At 44.0% G+C, this 17670-nt stretch carries 14 protein-coding genes (1 of these 14 only partly in view); 7 read left to right on the top strand and 7 right to left on the bottom strand.

Features of this window, described 5'->3' with window-relative positions:
• Window positions 1-524 carry the 3' portion of an Hpt domain-containing protein gene (locus tag MAE_RS16955; RefSeq protein WP_041804175.1) on the top strand. The gene continues 355 nt to the left of window position 1, outside the view, so 524 of the gene's 879 nt are visible here — the last part of the coding sequence; its start codon lies beyond the left edge, outside the window; it ends in the stop codon at window positions 522-524.
• Between the two features lie 83 nt (window positions 525-607).
• On the opposite strand, the gene MAE_RS16960 is transcribed toward MAE_RS16955, so the two are convergent.
• Window positions 608-1822, bottom strand: a complete 1215-nt coding sequence (locus MAE_RS16960) for an ISL3-like element ISMae36 family transposase (RefSeq protein WP_012266664.1) — start codon at window positions 1820-1822, stop codon at window positions 608-610.
• Window positions 1823-2383: 561 nt separating this feature from the next.
• Here MAE_RS16960 and MAE_RS16965 point away from each other — a divergent pair.
• Together MAE_RS16965 and lpxC are read left to right on the top strand one after the other, a co-directional pair.
• Window positions 2384-4369 carry a BamA/TamA family outer membrane protein gene (locus MAE_RS16965; protein ID WP_012266665.1) on the top strand — a complete coding sequence of 662 codons (1986 nt, stop codon included), beginning with the start codon at window positions 2384-2386 and terminating at the stop codon, window positions 4367-4369.
• A 99-nt stretch (window positions 4370-4468) separates the two neighbouring features.
• Entirely contained in the window at window positions 4469-5281 is an 813-nt protein-coding gene (gene lpxC / locus MAE_RS16970; RefSeq protein WP_002797109.1) for a UDP-3-O-acyl-N-acetylglucosamine deacetylase, read from the top strand.
• A 325-nt stretch (window positions 5282-5606) separates the two neighbouring features.
• Here the strand turns inward: lpxC and MAE_RS16975 are convergent, their stop codons facing one another.
• A complete protein-coding gene (locus tag MAE_RS16975; RefSeq protein WP_012266666.1) occupies window positions 5607-6713 on the bottom strand; it encodes a hypothetical protein in 1107 nt (368 codons plus the stop codon).
• Between the two features lie 578 nt (window positions 6714-7291).
• Here MAE_RS16975 and acsF point away from each other — a divergent pair.
• Complete coding sequence (gene acsF / locus MAE_RS16980) at window positions 7292-8368, top strand: magnesium-protoporphyrin IX monomethyl ester (oxidative) cyclase (protein ID WP_012266667.1); 1077 nt, start codon at window positions 7292-7294, stop codon at window positions 8366-8368.
• Between the two features lie 164 nt (window positions 8369-8532).
• Window positions 8533-9072: a zinc ribbon domain-containing protein gene (locus tag MAE_RS16985; RefSeq protein ID WP_002797116.1), complete on the top strand. Its 540-nt coding sequence runs from the start codon at window positions 8533-8535 to the stop codon at window positions 9070-9072.
• Window positions 9073-9173: 101 nt separating this feature from the next.
• On the opposite strand, the gene clpB is transcribed toward MAE_RS16985, so the two are convergent.
• The 5 genes from clpB to MAE_RS17005 form a co-directional block, all read right to left on the bottom strand.
• Entirely contained in the window at window positions 9174-11834 is a 2661-nt protein-coding gene (gene clpB / locus MAE_RS16990; RefSeq protein WP_012266668.1) for an ATP-dependent chaperone ClpB, read from the bottom strand.
• Between the two features lie 563 nt (window positions 11835-12397).
• Window positions 12398-12526: a hypothetical protein gene (locus tag MAE_RS32480; protein WP_422730579.1), complete on the bottom strand. Its 129-nt coding sequence runs from the start codon at window positions 12524-12526 to the stop codon at window positions 12398-12400.
• A gap of 53 nt (window positions 12527-12579) precedes the next feature.
• The gene (locus tag MAE_RS16995) at window positions 12580-13014 is read right to left on the bottom strand and encodes a GNAT family N-acetyltransferase (RefSeq protein WP_012266669.1); all 435 of its coding nucleotides are present in this window, start codon (window positions 13012-13014) and stop codon (window positions 12580-12582) included.
• Window positions 13015-13036: 22 nt separating this feature from the next.
• Window positions 13037-13339: a hypothetical protein gene (locus tag MAE_RS17000; protein WP_012266670.1), complete on the bottom strand. Its 303-nt coding sequence runs from the start codon at window positions 13337-13339 to the stop codon at window positions 13037-13039.
• A 119-nt stretch (window positions 13340-13458) separates the two neighbouring features.
• Window positions 13459-14352 (bottom strand): methylenetetrahydrofolate reductase, encoded by an 894-nt coding sequence (locus tag MAE_RS17005; protein ID WP_012266671.1) that lies wholly within the window; start codon window positions 14350-14352, stop codon window positions 13459-13461.
• Between the two features lie 659 nt (window positions 14353-15011).
• On the opposite strand from MAE_RS17005, the gene MAE_RS17010 reads away from it, so the two are divergent.
• Together MAE_RS17010 and MAE_RS17015 are read left to right on the top strand one after the other, a co-directional pair.
• A complete protein-coding gene (locus tag MAE_RS17010) occupies window positions 15012-15737 on the top strand; it encodes a GDSL-type esterase/lipase family protein (RefSeq protein ID WP_012266672.1) in 726 nt (241 codons plus the stop codon).
• Window positions 15738-16332: 595 nt separating this feature from the next.
• The gene (locus tag MAE_RS17015) at window positions 16333-17190 is read left to right on the top strand and encodes an IS5-like element ISMae4 family transposase (RefSeq protein ID WP_012266673.1); all 858 of its coding nucleotides are present in this window, start codon (window positions 16333-16335) and stop codon (window positions 17188-17190) included.
• Window positions 17191-17670: the final 480 nt, after the last annotated feature.

A 17670-nucleotide genomic window follows, 5' to 3' on the forward strand; every position in this document is an offset into this window, starting at 1 on the left:
CTATCGTTAAAAAAGGTGAACCGACTTTTGCCGAATTACAGTCCCATCTTAACTATCTTCTCGACCAAAAAAAATCTACCCCAGCTATTGCGGCAACCTCTTCTATCTCCATCAGCGTCAGAGATATCCTCAAACAGATGTTACAACTGTTCAAACAGGAAGAAACCAGTGCTTCCCGTCAGCAATTAGAAAAATTAATTTTATCTCTGTCTCAATTGGCTTCAGAACAGCAAAAGTGGCAATATTTAGTTAAAAATGCCCAATCAGCCCTGGCTAACCCCAAACATTCCTACCGCACTCTCGCCCCGGTTATTATTAAAGAATTAAAACAAGCTAGTGATTTATTGGAATGGGGTCGCGGGGAAGAAATCACCGTCAGTCAAGAATTGCAGTTATTAGCCACCGCCAAATTACCACAAATCCTGATCACCCTAGAACCGGAATTAGTAGCTAGTACCCTGCTGCAAATGTTTAATCGCCAACAGGTCTCGCAACTGGTACAGTTATTACAAATGAGACGTTGACATCTGCGCTGGTGTAAAAAGGTGGGGGATTCCCAGGAGAATAAACTTAATGTTTTTGGCTCTTCGTTACCCTTTATGCTAAATCAACATACAAGATGCCAAGATAACATACTTCTAACCCAAAAATTCCGAAAGTTTCTAAAGCCATAGCCTCTCCGTTTTATTAGTTTAAGTTTATTGTTGATTCCCTCGACCACCCCATTCGTTGTCCTTCGCTCGAAATAACTAATTATTTCTCCAAACCAGTTTCGGATTGTTTGACAACTCTTGGTAAAAACACTGGAGGATTTTGCCAACCATTCCGAGATGGATAGCATTCCCTCTGTCGGATTCTCTGAGGTTTCATAAATCTTTCTAAATTCTTCCTTTAATTCCTGCATCTTTTTCAAATTTGGGAATTTTTCTTTGATAGCTTCTAGTTTAATTTTTTGGGGTTCCGTTAAATCTTCTTCATTTTTTAACAGGCTATATTTACTTCGCTTTAAAACTTCTAGCTTCGCTTCTTTTTCCGCTTTCTGTTTTTTATTTTTCTGCGCTTCTACGGCTCTTTTTTCTGCTCTTCTCTGTTCGTCTAACTCTTGATTAATTTGTTTCATTACATGGAATCTATCGGCGACTACTTCGGCCGATGGCATCAATTCTTTCACCAAATTTTTATAAGGCAACCAAAGGTCTATGCTCACTTCTTCAATTTGCTCTAACACCTCTTTTCCCCAGCCCGTAAGCGTTTCTCTCAACTCTTCTTGTGTTCGCTTCTCTAGAATAGCTATTAGTTTTCCCGTATCTAAATTTACTAAAACCGCACAGTAATTTTTTTGTCCTTTGACTAGAGCGATTTCATCAATTCCTAGTCTTTTTAATTCCGATAGGTCTGGCTCTGTAATTTCTTCGGCGATGTCCTCTATCATTCTTTGAATCTCTTCTTCCGTTACGTCATTTATTCGACTAACATTTAAAATATCTCCTTCTTTTAATTGTTCGAGTATATTTGCGGCTAGTCTTTTCGTATAGGTTCGTTTCTTGGCGACAAAATCTAACTCTTCGCTAAAGGGTCTCTGACAATTATCGCACTTAAATTGACGACGATTAATTTGTAGGTATACTGGTTGACCTGAGATTGGTAAATCTTTGACTAAATGTCGATGATTTTGGTGGAGTTTATCGCTCTCTAACCCACAACGAGGACAGGTTGCTTTTTGATTTTTCGATTCGATTCGGCAAACTATACCGATATTTTCTAGGTGTAGATAGCCTTGAATACAGGTTCCTTTTAGGTTCAAAAATTTGTCAAGTATCATAAGTAAAATAATCTCGTTTTTGGCTATTATATCAAATCTTAACTCAATTGTCTATCTTTTGGTATTAACCTGTTTGTGCCTTAAGTCCTTCCCTGTATGGATTTCAGCTACTTTTGAGCGTAGGCGCTCTCATCGAATTTTATTTTAAGTTAATTATTTGCATAACAATTCCCGAAGAGCCATGTTTTTAATTTTGGTGAGTTAGGAAGATATGTAATTAATTGTGCGCCCACCGAGGTGGCAATAATTCTAGAGGGTGAATTGGGATAGAGCCAAACCGGAAAAAGCTAAGATATGGCAAGATAAAAACTTAATGCTGACGGCTGACCAATATCAGACCTGATGCAGTATCTCTTTAGTCACCGGTCAAGCTGGGATTTACTGAGAGTAAGCAATCTGCTAGAGTTTTAACGTTCGTTAAATTTCTCGGGCAGAGAAAACAAACAAAACCATAATGGTGTTAATGGGTGTGTGGAAGTGCTTAAAAATCTCAAATTTTCGGGGCGATATTCCTCGCTGGCCCTGCTGCTGGCTATTTTCGGATTATTTCACGGGACGGTAATGGCCGAAGAAGAACCGCAAGAAACGGTTTTTCCCCGCGTCGAGCAGATAGTACAGTCTCCTCCTGCGACGGGAGAAACTACGCCACCCGTGGCAGCACCGACGGAAACCCCGACGGAAACCCCAAGCCCCGCAGAAACTCCCACAACAGCCCCACCGGTGCCGGCGGAGGAGTCGCGAGTTTTGGTGGCCGAAGTGGTAGTACAGGGGGCCGATCGAGAATTAGAAAATCTAGTTTATAATACCATTCGCACCCGACCAGGACGAAGCACGACTCGATCGCAACTGCAAGAAGATATTAACGCCGTTTTTGCCACGGGCTTTTTTGCCGATGTGCGGGCAGTTCCCCAAGATACGCCTCTAGGGGTGCGAGTCACCTTTGAGGTGCAACCTAACCCCGTTTTTCAGGGCGTACAGATTCAAATTGCCCCGGAAACCCTGGACAAATCGATTTTACCTGCCGGGGTGGTCGAGGAAATTTTCGCTAGTCAATACGGCAAAACCCTGAATTTGCGGGAATTACAGGCGGGGGTAAAAAAAATCAATGACTGGTACAGCAAAAACGGCTATGATCTGGCCCAGGTAATCGGTGCGCCGCAAGTCACTCCCGATGGTCGGGTGATTCTGGTCATTTCCGAAGGTTTAATCGAAAAAATTCAAGTACGCTACTTTAACGTTGAACAGGAACCGGTCAAGGGTAAAACTAGAGAATTTATCATTACTAGGGAAATGCGCCTAAAAGCGGGGGATATTTTTAACCGCAATACGGCCCAACAGGATTTACAGCGTGTTTTCGGTCTCGGTTTATTCGAGGATGTGCGTCTGTCTTTTTCTCCCGGCAGCGACCCAAGGGAGGTGATTGTTAACGTCGATGTGGTGGAAGGTAATACCGGTTCCCTAGCCGCTGGGGGTGGTATTAGCTCGAATGCGGGCTTATTCGGGACTGTTAGCTATCAACAGCGCAATTTTGGCGGTAATAACCAAACTTTAGGGGCAGAAGTCCAGTTAGGGGAACGGGAATTTTTATTCGATCTGAGTTTTTCCGATCCTTGGATTGCCACGGATAATTTCCGCACTTCCTACACGGTGAACGTTTTCCGGCGACAGTCGATTTCTCTGGTTTATGATGGGGAAAATTCCTCGATTCGGACGCTTAACGATAATGATAGTCCCCGTATTGTCCGGACGGGTGGCGGTATTACTTTTGTCCGTCCTTTGGCCGCCGATGTGTTTACGAAACCAAAATGGGTGGTTTCCCTAGGCTTTAACTATCAACAGGTACAGGTGCAAAATGCCAATGGTGACATCTCCCCCCTGTCTGCACCTCTCAACGGTTTTGGCAGTCAACAACTGGCTTTTAGTTCCTCTGGGATCGATGATCTACTTTCTCTAAATATTGGCGCTATTCGAGATTTTCGCGATAATCCCCTGCAGCCCACCAGTGGTTCTTTCCTGCGTCTAGGTTTAGAACAAACTGTCCCGGTCGGTTCTGGCAGTATTTTCGGCACTCGTGTTCGGGGTAGTTACAGTTACTTTATCCCCGTTCGCTTTATTAATTCCTTTAATCTCTTTGAAACCGATATTTTTAAAGGTCAGCAATCCCTCGCTTTTAATGTGCAAGCAGGGACAGTATTAGGGGATTTACCCCCCTACGATGCTTTTATCGTTGGGGGTAGTAACTCTGTACGGGGTTACGCCGAGGGAGAAGTGGGTAGCGGTCGCAGTTATTTCCAAGCGACGGCCGAATATCGTTTTCCCATTGTCGCTATTATTGGGGGGGCGTTATTTGTCGATTTCGGCACTACTATTGGTTCCCAAGGTGATGTCCCCGGTCAACCCGGTATTGTCCGGGATTTACCCGGTACTGGTCTCGGTTACGGTTTAGGTGTTCGGGTACAATCTCCTGTCGGCCAAATTCGGGTTGACTACGGTTTTAATGTCGATGGTAGTTCTCGTCTCCATTTCGGTATCGGGGAACGATTCTAATCAGTTATCAGTTATCAGTTATCAGTTATCACTTATCAGTTATCGATAAATTTAGTTCTTTTTGTTGTTCACTGATAAAAGCTTTATTACTTGATAATTATGGTTTCTACTATCGCTAAACAATTTGAATTATCGGGAATTGGCCTACATTCGGGGGAGATAACCCGGGTGCGCGTCTGTGGGGCAAATCCGGGGGAAGGACGTTATTTTGTCCGCAGAGATCTAGCCAATCAACCGATTATTCCCGCTCTAGTTTCTTCGGTTTACCAAACGACTTTATCAACGGAATTGGGACAAGGAGAAGCCAAGGTCAGAACCGTTGAGCATTTATTAGCGGCCTTAACCGCTTTGGGGGTAGAGGATGCTCGCATTGAGGTGGATGGTGCGGAAATTCCCCTCCTTGATGGTTCGGCCAAAATCTGGGTAGAAGCGATCGAAAATGCCGGTTTAAATAACTCTTTTTCTCCATCAGATTTAACGATTTCTCAACCGATTTGGTTGTACGAAGGAGATGCTTTTGTGGCGGCGATTCCTTCCCCTGAATTACGTTTTACCTACGGGATCGATTTTACCTATAAACCCATCGGTAATCAATGGTATAGTTGGAGTCCTGATCAGGAAAGTTTTAGTCAAGCGATCGCATCCGCCCGGACTTTCGGTTTTGCCGATCAAATTGAATATTTACAAAAGGCTGGTTTAATTAAAGGAGGCAGTTTAGAAAATGCTTTAGTCTGCGATCAAAATCAATGGTTAAATCCTCCTTTACGGTTTGAAAATGAGCCAGTAAGACATAAATTATTGGACTTAATTGGTGATTTGAGTTTACTGGGAACTATTCCCACCGCTCATTACATGGCTTTTAAAGCCAGTCATAAACTTCACGTTCAATTAGCTAAAGCAATTCAGGGTTAATTATACTAAATTCTGTTTAAAAGGTATAGGGGAGTGGGAAGTGGGGCTGTCTGGAGGCGGGGTTTTTACTTCTATCGATGACATGGCTTTCGCTCGATCGTTCTCTACTCAAGCCTTTATCCTAGCATTGTTGACCCTTGGCTATTAGCCGTCAGCTATCAGAATCATTCCAACATCGTCGGGTTTGCTCGGTGACAGGTTGCCAATCCAGAACTCAACCCACCAGAGCGGCATCGCACTTTAACCCACAGCTTCAATAAATGTGCATGGTGCGTTCCCCAAAATCGATTGGTGGAGCAGTGGGAGTCACATTAGGGAACGCACCCTACAGCTGCCACACGGTCAACGGGTTCCACAATCGGAGGCGTCGCGTGCGCTTGCCATCTTCGACCACCGCTTCCCAGTTGCGGTAGGGCTGAGGTGGCTGGTACTTCCCCTGCCCTGGGTCGTACTGCCCCTCAACACCGGTAAGCGCCGACATCGAATTGGTCGCGGCGGCCTTGACACCATCGTCGGTGGCGCGAGAGCCCCCGAAGAAGTCGTTGCCCGGCCAAGAGACATGGTCCCAGGCGACCAAACTGTACAGGGCGCATCCAGAAAAATCGTCGCCCCGCTCCGCATAGGCGACCGGGTGGCACAGCTGCGACTTCTCCTCGTTCCCCGGCAGCCGCAGCGGACGGACTATGAACGATATGCCTTCAATCTCGACGCGGGCGTTTTCGCACTCGCTGTACGGGTCGAAGTAGACGGCCTTCAGGTTTGGAAGAGAGGTGCCGTGCTCGGTCAAGAGTCTCTGCAAAGCCATCTGCAAATGCGCGCCAAGTTGACCCCGGAACGGACCGGCGAACTGCCCGCAGCCGAGGCCCGGTAAGGTCACGAAGGCGGATTGCGGCTTAGCTGCTCGGCAGTTTATATACCGGAAGACTGGCAAGAGTCTGCGCCGGTACAGGTTGTAGTACCCCTCTGTAGACAACCGCCCATCCGCCGCAGTCGCCTCGCTCCAATCGGCCGGGGTATTCCCCCAGCCATTACACAGGAGAGCGCCTGGAGTAAATACCAACATCGCCGAAAAGGGAGGTGCGTGCGGCGTCGGGGAACGATGGTTGCCGTCGTCGAAGACGGTCACCGGTACAGCGATCGAGATATCGCCCAGTAGACCGAGTTCGGTCAGGTTCCAATCGGAGCCGTCTCCGGACACGGCCATCTCGGCGAAGATCTGAGGTCGCTTGGTGTCGAGCAACTTGCCGAGAAGCTCCAGTTCTGTCAGTGCTTGAAGGTTCGAGTCCTGGAGGCGCTCACGCAGACAGTCTCCAGGTTGTGTCCGGCTGGCTCGCAACCTTTCCAGGTAGTCCGAAGCACGGGCCACGGTCTCCCCTGGAATGATGATGGAGTACTTGGGGGCGATAGCGTCGCCCGAAGTGTGGATGGTCATCAACGTCGCTTCCTTCGCCGAACTAAATATTATACGGAAACTTTCTCTATAACACTCTCCGGGGTAACGATATGGGTCAACCTTCTGTATAACACTCCATTTAGGCGCAATCGCAAGAAGTCTTCCGTATATCACCCCCAAAAGCTTGTTAGTCAGATTAGCATATTGCCAAAAACCTTGTTTAACTAAATTTCTGACAACAAGCTAAAATAACAGGAGTTTTCCGGGATTCTAGAAAGGTAGAAACTAAGCACATCAAAGCTTTTAGCTTAACCAATTAGGTTTTAGATTCGGCCTTTGTTATCAGATGTGGGTTTTCAGTTCACCGATTACCGATGACTGTTTACTGATCACCGAACAAATCCCACCTCTCCGAACATTTGTCAAGACTGGGAGCGAAAAAGCCGCGTTTGTTCACACAGCTTAATTAAGAGTTGTAACTTTTAATGAACAGGAAGAGAGTCTAGGGCTGAGAGCTTGCTATAGTGAATCCTAGCCGTTTTTTCACGGCTCGTCATTATCATCTCAGAGCCTTTACTCGTCTCAATCATCATCCCAGAGTAAAATCAATAATCCCTATGGTCAGCACGATCCAAAAACCAGAATTCGAGGAAATCCGTCCGGGTATAAAAGTTCCCGCTAAAGAAACGATCCTCACTCCCCGCTTCTACACCACTGATTTTGAAGCGATGGCGGAAATGTCGATCGCCGCTAACGAGGAAGAACTGAAAGCGATTTTAGAGGAATTCCGTACCGATTATAACCGGCATCACTTCGTTCGTAATCAAGAATTCGATCGCTCTTGGGAGCATATTGATGGCGAAACTCGCCGCTTATTCGTGGAATTTCTGGAAAGATCCTGCACGGCTGAATTTTCCGGCTTTCTTCTCTACAAAGAACTCGGCAGACGTTTAAAAAACAGAAATCCCGTTCTCGCGGAATGCTTTAACCTCATGTCCCGGGACGAAGCGCGTCACGCTGGGTTCCTTAATAAGGCTTTATCGGATTTTAACCTCTCCCTTGACTTGGGATTTTTAACCAAAAGCCGTAACTACACCTTCTTTAAACCGAAATTTATCTTCTACGCCACCTATCTTTCCGAAAAAATCGGCTACTGGCGCTATATCACCATTTATCGTCATCTCGAACAACATCCCGAAGATCGGGTTTATCCGATTTTTAACTTCTTTGAGAATTGGTGTCAAGACGAAAACCGTCACGGGGACTTCTTTGATGCGATCATGCGCGCGCAGCCTGATATTCTTAATGATTGGCGCGCTCGTCTCTGGTGTCGTTTCTTCCTGCTTTCGGTCTTCGCTACTATGTATCTCAATGATACTCAGCGTTCTGGTTTCTACGCCATTCTCGGTTTGGACGCTCGCGAGTACGATAAGTATGTGATCGAGAAGACCAATGAAACCGCCGGCCGCGTCTTCCCGATTGTTCTCGATGTGGATAGTCCTGAATTTTATGATCGCCTAGAGATTTGTGTTGGCAATAACGAGGGATTACGGGCGATCGATAGCGAAAACAGTCCCGCACCGGTTAAATTCCTGAAGAAATTGCCTATCTTCGCCTCTAACGCTTGGCAATTCCTCAAATTGTACCTGATGAAACCGATTCGGGTCGATAAATTAGCCGGTAGCGTCCGTTAAAAAGTTTGTTTTCTTGAGACATGGTGAGGGTGGGTTAAACCACCCTTTTTTTGTCGATAAAATTCTTAAGAAAATCCTCTAACATTTGTATCCTCGCTAGACTGGATCCTAGGGGTGTGAACTAGGTTTTTACTTTTTACTTTTTACTTTTTCCTGTCAAAAATATGGCTATTTATAGTGAATTACCCACAGGACAACGTCTCTATCTCGATAATCAAGGGCCGCAGACGATTGTAACCCTCGCTAGTGGTGCTGTGGGACAACAACAGCAGTCTAGCAGTAGTTTTGCCACGGGAGTTTGGACAAAAGAACCCCAAATAGAGATAATTCCCCAAGGGGCAATTATTGAAATTATCACTGAAACCGGACCCCACAGAATCCAAATTCAAGGGAGCAGTATCGGTTTTTCCTCTCCTCATACCTCTGGAGTTTCTCAGTCCTCTCAATCGACCACTGCTACCAGTTTCTCCTCCTCACCGATGCAACCGATGCAACCGATGCAACCGATGCAACCGATGCAACCGATGAAAATGGGTAATATGTCGATGAATTTTGCCCCCATGGAAATGGAGATGGGAGAGATGAAAATGAGTATGGGAGACGCAAAAACCGTCAGCAAAGTCCGATTTTGTCGTCAATGCGGGGCAAAAGTAGCGGCAACCGATCGCTTTTGTAGTAGCTGTGGTCATCAGTTACAGCAATAGGCAAAACCTGTTTAGCTAGATTCACCAGGCCTTTTGGGGCAAAATTTTGTTTATATTGGCTGAATTGACCCGCAGAGGGGGAATATATCCCCTGTCTGGGTTTAATCCGAACTGAGGTTAACCACAGCTAATTCTAATGTTTGCTCTTCCTTTTCTAGCTCCTTTTTGCTAAAACTTAACACCTCATCTAGACAATCAATTACCACCGTATCCCCTTCCATAAAAGCTTGTTCGAGAATTTTTGTGGCTAAAGGATTCTCTAACTCCCGTTGGATAGCACGTTTTAAAGGTCGCGCACCGTAGGTGGGATCGTAACCAACAGTAACGATATGATTTTCTGCAGCCGTAGTTAATTCTAGATTGATTTTTTGTTCTCCTAATAATCTTTCCAGACGCTGTAATTGCAGACGAACAATATAACGCAATTCTTCTTTTTTCAGGGTATGGAAAATAATTAAATCGTCGATACGATTCAAAAATTCGGGACGAAAATGACTCCGCAAAGCTGTTAAAACCCGTTTCCGCATCTCCTCATAATCGGCATCTTCGGAAACATTTAAAATATGGTCACTGCCAATATTACTGGTCATGACGATAATCGTATTCCGAAAATCCACCACTCGCCCCTGAGAGTCGGTAATGCGCCCATCGTCAAGCACTTGTAATAAAATGTTAAAAACATCCCGATGGGCCTTCTCCACTTCATCCAATAAAACCACAGAATAGGGACGACGACGCACCGCTTCCGATAGTTGTCCCCCTTCCTCGTAACCCACATAACCCGGAGGAGCGCCGATTAACCGCGAAACCGCGTGTTTTTCCATGTATTCCGACATATCGATGCGAACCATGGCTTCCTCGGAGTCGAACAGTAACCCTGCTAAGGCCCGCGCTAACTCGGTTTTACCCACTCCTGTGGGTCCCATAAATAGGAATGAACCAATCGGACGGGAGGGATCTTTCATTCCTGCGCGTGCGCGTCGAATCGCCGCTGCTACTGCCGTGACCGCTTCATTTTGTCCGACAACTTTTTTCTGTAAATGAGACTCTAATTCTAATAATTTTTGTCGTTCCGATTCCATTAAACGATTGACGGGAATTCCTGTCCACCGGGCAACGATTTCGGCGATATCAGCATCAGTTACCTGTTGTCTTAATAGGGTCGAACCTGCCGCTTGAATAGTTTCTAGTTCTTTTTCTTTTACTTCTAATTCCCCCTGTAAAATCTCTAGTTTGCCATACTTTAATTGGGCCGCTTTATTGAGATCATAAGCTCGTTCCGCCTGTTCCACCTGTAGGCGCAATTGTTCTTCTTCCTCTCGCAATAATTTAATTTCCTCGGCGATATGTTTTTCCGTTTGCCATTGGTCAGCGAGGGGCTTTTGTTTACTTTCTAATTCCTCAATTTCTTCGACAATTTTTTCTAAACGCTCTTGAAAAGCTCGATCTTTTTTCTCCTCTTTTTCTAAGGAGAATTTTTCCATCCGTAACTGCATTAAGCGACGATCTATCATTTCCAAATCGGCGGGTTTAGTGGTACTTTCTACCTCTAATTTTGCCGCCGCTTCATCGACTAAATCGATCGCTTTATCCGGTAAAAAACGATCGCTAATATAACGATGGGATAAGGTAGCTGCTGCCACTAGGGCCGAATCGGTAATTGTCACCCCATGATGCACCTCATAACGTTCTTTTAAACCCCGGAGAATCGAGATAGTATCCTCCACGGAAGGTTCCTTAATATAAACCTGTTGAAAACGTCTTTCTAAAGGGGGATCTTTTTCAATATGATTGCGATATTCATCCAAAGTTGTCGCCCCAATACAGCGCAATTCTCCCCGAGCTAACATAGGTTTTAATAGGTTGCCTGCATCCATCGATCCCCCTTCCCTAGAACCCGCACCGACAACGGTATGCAGTTCATCAATAAAGAGAATAATTCGCCCTTCTGATTGGGTAACTTCTTTCATGACTGACCGCAATCTTTCCTCAAATTCGCCTCGATATTTTGCCCCAGCGATTAAACTTCCCATATCGAGGGAAATTAACTGACGATTTTTCAAAGATTCGGGAACATCTCCGTTAATAATCCTTTGGGCTAATCCTTCCGCAATAGCGGTTTTTCCTACTCCCGGTTCACCGATTAAAACCGGGTTATTTTTCGACCGTCGCGAGAGGACTTGTACCACCCGTCGAATTTCTTCATCGCGACCGATAACCGGGTCTAATTTGCCTTCTTTGGCCGCCGCTGTTAAATCCCGGCCATATTTATCTAAAGCTTCGTATTTTTCCTCTTGATTGGGTTCAGTAACCTTTTGAGTACCGCGAATAGCTTTGATGGCTAATTCTAAATCTTGGGGGTCAAGATTGAAAGTGCGTAAACATTTCCGGCCAACCCTTTCATCTTCGGCAAAACCGACGAGAAGATGTTCGACGGAGATAAATTTATCTTGCCAACTTTCCCGGGATGCTTCCGCTCGATCGAGCAGCAGATCAAGACCACGACCTAGGTATAATTGATCGACGATGGCCACTTTCGGCTGTCGGTTGGTGAAGACTTCTAGCTGTTGTTGCAGTCGGGGAATTTCAATATTAGCTTTTTGTAAAATCCGGGTGGCTAGACCGTTATTCTGCTCTAGGAGGGCAATAATAACGTGTTCCACCTCTAAGGTCTGGTTTTTGAAGCGTCGCGCAATTTCTTGCGATTTAACGATTGAATCCCAAGCTTGTTCGGTAAATTTATTCGAGTCTGTGGGTTGCATTCTGCACCAATGAGGAAAGCCAGTGTCAGAGGTATAGTATAGCAAGGAGTCTCGATCGATCACAAAGTTCCAGGCTCAACAAAGGATCTGACTTGAAAGAGGGTGTGGGGTGTAGGGTGTGGGGTGTAGGGTGTGGGGAGAATAAATAAAAAAGTCTCCTATCTCCTATCTCCTATCTCCTGACTCCTATCTCCTGACTTGAAAATAGAAGCTGAAATAAGGCAAATTCGTCAATCATACGGCCATCCGTTGAGTATAGGCTACATATCAGGAGAGGCACTCCTGCGAGTGAAGTGACTCTCAAATTATTACAGATGCGTCAGCGGCTGCGTGTAAGCATCCCACCGAAAAACTAATGCGCGGGGGGTTTGGGGGGTTCTACCCCCCAAAAGCTTGGATTGAGTAATCAGATCTGAAGTAATACGGCCATCCGTTGAGTCTAGGCCACATATCAGGAAAGAAACTCCTGCAAAAGGGGGAATAAATAATCAGTTTTTAATAACCGGATTTAGGATCAGAATATTTTCATGCTTGACGGTGTAACTTGTTGCATCGGGACTGACTTATTTATCGCTATTACCCAATTGGGTTAAAGCTGTCCCGGTGAGGCGACAAATTTGCCACTCTTTGAAGACCTTAGCCCCCATTTTTCCATAAAAATCGATCGCCAGTTGATTCCGGGAGCATCTCATTTATGCAAGTGAGTAATTATACTTATCCCTAAAACTGTTTTCTAGCAAGGCTTTCAAAATAGCTTGACATAAAAACCTGATTTAGGGGTTACAAAGGTGAGATGCTCCCGTTGATTCCACTCTAAGACAGTCCATTCTAAAAGTCCTGCATCCCTAGCGACGGCAATTTTAGCCACAGCCATTAGTAAAGCTTTCCCGATACCTTGACTGCGATAATCGGGTAAAACGAAGATATCTTCTAGGTAAATCCCCGGTTTAGTTATAAAGGTGGAATAGTTAGCAAAAAATAGGGCAAAACCGACTATTTTACCCTCTACTTCCACCACCAATGCTTCGATGTAGGGTTTTTCTCCGAATAAATGCTCCCCTAAAGCTTGACTATTTCCTGTCATCAAATGGCTGAGTTCTTGATAGGCCGCTAAGGCGACAATTAAGTCAAAAATAGCCTTGACATCGGTAGCAACGGCGGCACGGATGGAATAATTCATGATTGCTGGTCAAATCTTGATTTTAATGCTGATGATGTTTATGGGGGGATTCAGCAGGGGGAGAATTAAGATTGGAAAAATGGCCGTTATTTAATCCCATCCCAACGCTACCAATACTAAAAAGTCCCATGGACACAAAACCGGCCGCAATTGTCCCCATGGCCACGGTTCCAATGGAAACTATTCCCATAGGAACAATACCGATGGAAATAACGCCCATGGGAACAATGCCAATAGAAATTATACCAGTGGGGGCAATACCGATCGACAACCATTTTCGCCCACCACAACTATTCTCTTTTTCTTGACCTAGATTGGAATCCATGCTTTTAACCCCGAAGATGCTTTGAGCCTTACCATCCTAGGTTAGGGGTAGAATTCTTGTCAAAAGACCGCTAGTCAAAATGAAAGTTAATTTTTTCTAAAAACTATTGACTTTTCATCTCAGTTATGTACTGGCGGGATACCGGCCACGTCGAGAATTTTTGGGACTAAATCCTCCCGTTTAATCGCCATGATGTGGACACCTTGACATAACTGCTGGGCTAATTTTATTTGTTCGGCGGCGATTTTGATGCCTTCTTCGAGGGGATGGGCTGCATCGGCGAGTCTTTGAATGATATGGTCGGGAATTTGTACCCCCGGCACATTTTTATTTAAAAATACGGCGTTTTTAGCTGATTTTAACAGAAAAATCCCCGCTAGAATCGGTTTATCGGCCAGCGAGGCCACCTGCTGCATGAACTTATCAAGACACTCGAAATCCGTAACTAATTGACTTTGAAAAAACTGCGCTCCCGCTTCGATTTTACGCTCAAAACGGCGTTGAAGACCAGACTTACTTTTTGACTGCACATCAACGGCAGCCCCAGCAAAAAGTTCTAGGGGTCCATCCGGTAAAGATTTATCGTTAAAGTCAAAACCTTTATTCAATTTATCGATTAATTTTAACAAACGTACCGATTCTAGGTCAAAAACTGCTCTAGCCTGGGGGTGATCTCCTGCTTTGACGGGATCTCCAGTTAAAGCTAGTATATTTCTCAATCCCAAAGCATGAGCGCCCATGAGATCTGCTTGTAATCCGATCACATTGCGATCGCGACAGGCCATTTGACAGATGGGTTCGATGTCGTGTTGATAGAGAATAGCGGAGGCAGCCAGAGAGGACATTCGCACTACGGCGCGACTGCCATCGGTAATGTTAGCCGCATGAACACGATTTTTTAGCCAGAGGGCCATTTCTAGCATATGACTGGCATTACCCCCTTTCGGGGGAGTAATCTCGGCTGTAATCAAAAATTCTCGGTCTTGAACCGCGCGTCGTAAACGAGTAGTCATCAATTTATCTAGGTTTTAATCTTGACACTCCCATCGGTAAAACCGAGGGATTCTTGGGCTGAATCTTGCCTCTACTAGCAATGCTAATTTTGGTCTTACATTTTCATGTCTAGTCCGACTACACCTATAAGGCAAGCACTCTTGTGGACTACTCCCCAAGCTTAAATTCGGGTATGCCCTACCCTATTTGATTATTTTTATCTCCCACCTATGCCATATTTTTTGTTAGAGGGCAGTGAGGTATTGGGGCAACCTTTTTGAGTTGGTGACACTAGCCTTTTTACAACGGTCAGTTCGCGTGCCACGACTACACATCTGATTTTCCGCTTGCTTTCACTTTAGCACAAATTATCTTAAAACAGCAGAGTTTTAGTTGTGCTTCGCTGTTTCTATACTGGTCGGGGTTTCATCCCGTCTGTAAAACCGAGGGTCTTCACCCCGACATTTAAGATAAATTTTATAGTAGATTTAGCCCGGAAATGACTCGGAGGCAAGGAATGATCATCGGGCGGCCTTGTTTTATACTGGTCAGTGCTGGTGCTTGGCTGATATCAGATGAGTTAACTGGCAGGAAAAAATTTCTAATGTAGTATAATACACGGACAGTTTAACCAAATTCGTTTACAAGTGTAAAGGACAACCGATTCGATCGAGCGATCATGCAAACTCTTCCTCCTCCTACTAAAGACAAAGACGCAATCATGACCCATCCCCTCAAAATCGTCGCTTTAGGAGATAGCCTTGTTTATGGCTATGGCGACCCCGTGGGTGGCGGTTGGGCCGAACGCCTACGTCGTTTGTGGATGGAAAGTGCCGGTCATGCCCTGTATAATTTGGGGATTCGCGGCGATCGAGTGGTACAAGTGTCCGAACGTTTAGAACAGGAATTTCGTCTCAGGGGAGAAATTCGCAATCGTCTCCCCGACCTGATTCTTCTCTCCGTCGGTGTTAATGATACAGCCCGTTTAGGCCGGCCCGATGGTCGTACTTATACCGATCACGATCTTTTTCAAACTCAAATTGAACATTTACTCGGCCGGGCCCGTTCTCTTTGCCCGGTTTTGTTTATAGGTATGATTCCCGTGGATGAGCGGAAAATGCCCTTTTTAGATTGCTTTTACTTCAACCATCGCGATCAGTATCGTTTTAAAGAAACCACTAAACAAGCTTGTCTAGAGCAAAATATTCCCTATCTCGATTTATTTGATCTCTGGATGAACCGGGGTGATCTGTGGTGTCAAGAAAGATTAATGGAAGATGGACTTCATCCCAATGTCCAGGGCTATCAATCAATTTTAGAGGATATTTTAAACTGGTCGCCCCTCACCTCCTTTGTCGGTGTGGATGGTTTTATTCAACCGTTCACAGGAATTGCCGAAAAGTGATGTCCTCTGTTCTCAGTTTGTTTGACATTGACGCTAGATTCTTGGTTCAACAAGTTCACTTCTTCCTCTTCTGTCGAGACAACCCAATAGACCTCGACCTAATATTATCTCAAGACTAAAAGTCTTTCTAGTTAAGGAATCTATCCGAATAAAAATTATTTTAATTGCCTCATATTTTTTCAGTAAAATTGAATTAGCAACGATAGATATACATTCCAGCCATCGAACTGTTTAGTTAGTACATAAATCAAAAGCAGGCTGTGACTGAGTTAAGTAGTCGTGCAAAATTAATTTCCTAGTCGAGACAGGAGACTCCGAGACAGGAGACGGGAGACGGGAGACGGGAGACGGGAGACAGCTATTAGGGATCGGATTTGAGTTTTCAGTTCACTAGACCTCTTGCAAAAGTCTTAAGTCGATCCTTGTACAGCAACATTTTTGAAGATTATCAACTACTAATAAATAATTAACTAGACCTCTTGCATAATTTTTTTATGGTATAATATAAGGTTTTGCTTTTTTCTCAATTCTTAGATTGAAGTGGAAAAAAGAATAAAATGTGATCTTAGGTCAGGAAATCATCTATAATTTTGCTATGTTTATTAGCAAAATTATGGATTATCAAAACTTATCAGATGAACAATTCAAACGCCGTTTCGGTGTGTATAAACAAACCTATAGAAAGATGGTAGAATCAGTAAAAAGTGTTGAAGCCGACTCTAATTCACCATCTAAAAGGGGACCGAAACCTAAACTATCTATAGAAGAACAAGTTTTAGTAACGTTAGAATATTGGCGAGAATATAGAACATATTTTCACATTGGTACAAGCTGGGAACTATCAGAATCAACTATATGTCGGATTGTAAATAAGACGGAAAAAATGCTTTTACAATCGGGAAACTTCCGTTTAAAAGGAAAAAAAGCTTTACTCAATCAAGCAGAGATACCGGTCATAACGGTAATGGATGTAACGGAAACTCCCATTGAACGCCCCCAAAAGAAACAGAAAGATTTTTTGGGGGGTAAAAGAGGTTATCATACTTTAAAATCCCAATTAGTAGCTGATCAAAATACAAAGGAAATTATCTGTGTCTTTTGTGGGAAAGGTAGAGGTCATGATTTTAGTTTATTTAAAAAAAGTCGAGTTCGTTTTCATCCTTTAACTACCAGCATAGAAGACAGTGGTTATCAGGGAATAGCTGCATACCATAGTAATAGTTATACACCGAAAAAGAAATCGAAAAATAGAAAATTAACAGAGTTAGAAAAAGAGTATAACAAGGCTTTAGCCAAAGAAAGGATTATCATTGAACATATAAATAGGAAACTCAAAATCTTTAAAATCTTATCCTGTAAATATCGGAATCGTCGTCGAAGATATAGTTTAAGAGTTAACTTGTTGGCGGCTATTTATAACTGTGAGTTAGGGATAGGTATAGCAGCTTCTTAAAAGTTGCCTAAAGATTAATCAAGTCAAGGAGAATTTATTCTCAATTTTTATAATTGAGATAGTTTGTGCCGCTTAAATAAAGAGGTTTTGATAACCAAATTAAAGCAGCTCTAAAGAGTTTTGAGTTAAAAGTTAAACTTCAAGTTTTCATTCAGGACAAATGTACTGATTAACTAATTTTTTGGGGAAAATTAGTTAACCCATCATTATAACATATAATTAATTTGCAAGAGTTCTACTGAAAGTCCCTCCCATTATTGTTTCTATCGTTTGTTTTCGGATTTATGCAAGAGGTCTACTGTTTCCTCACACCAGAAGTCTGACGGAGTAGTGGCTTAGATGTGTAATTAATTTTGCTTAGGTACTTATAATTTTTGGAGATGTCTAATTATTTGTAGGATGGGTTAGGGGTAGCGTAACATGAGCTGCACAGGCAAGATAGGGATTATCACCAAAATGACGGCAATTGCGGCAAAAATG

The organism is Microcystis aeruginosa NIES-843 (assembly GCF_000010625.1).
Lineage (GTDB): Bacteria > Cyanobacteriota > Cyanobacteriia > Cyanobacteriales > Microcystaceae > Microcystis > Microcystis aeruginosa.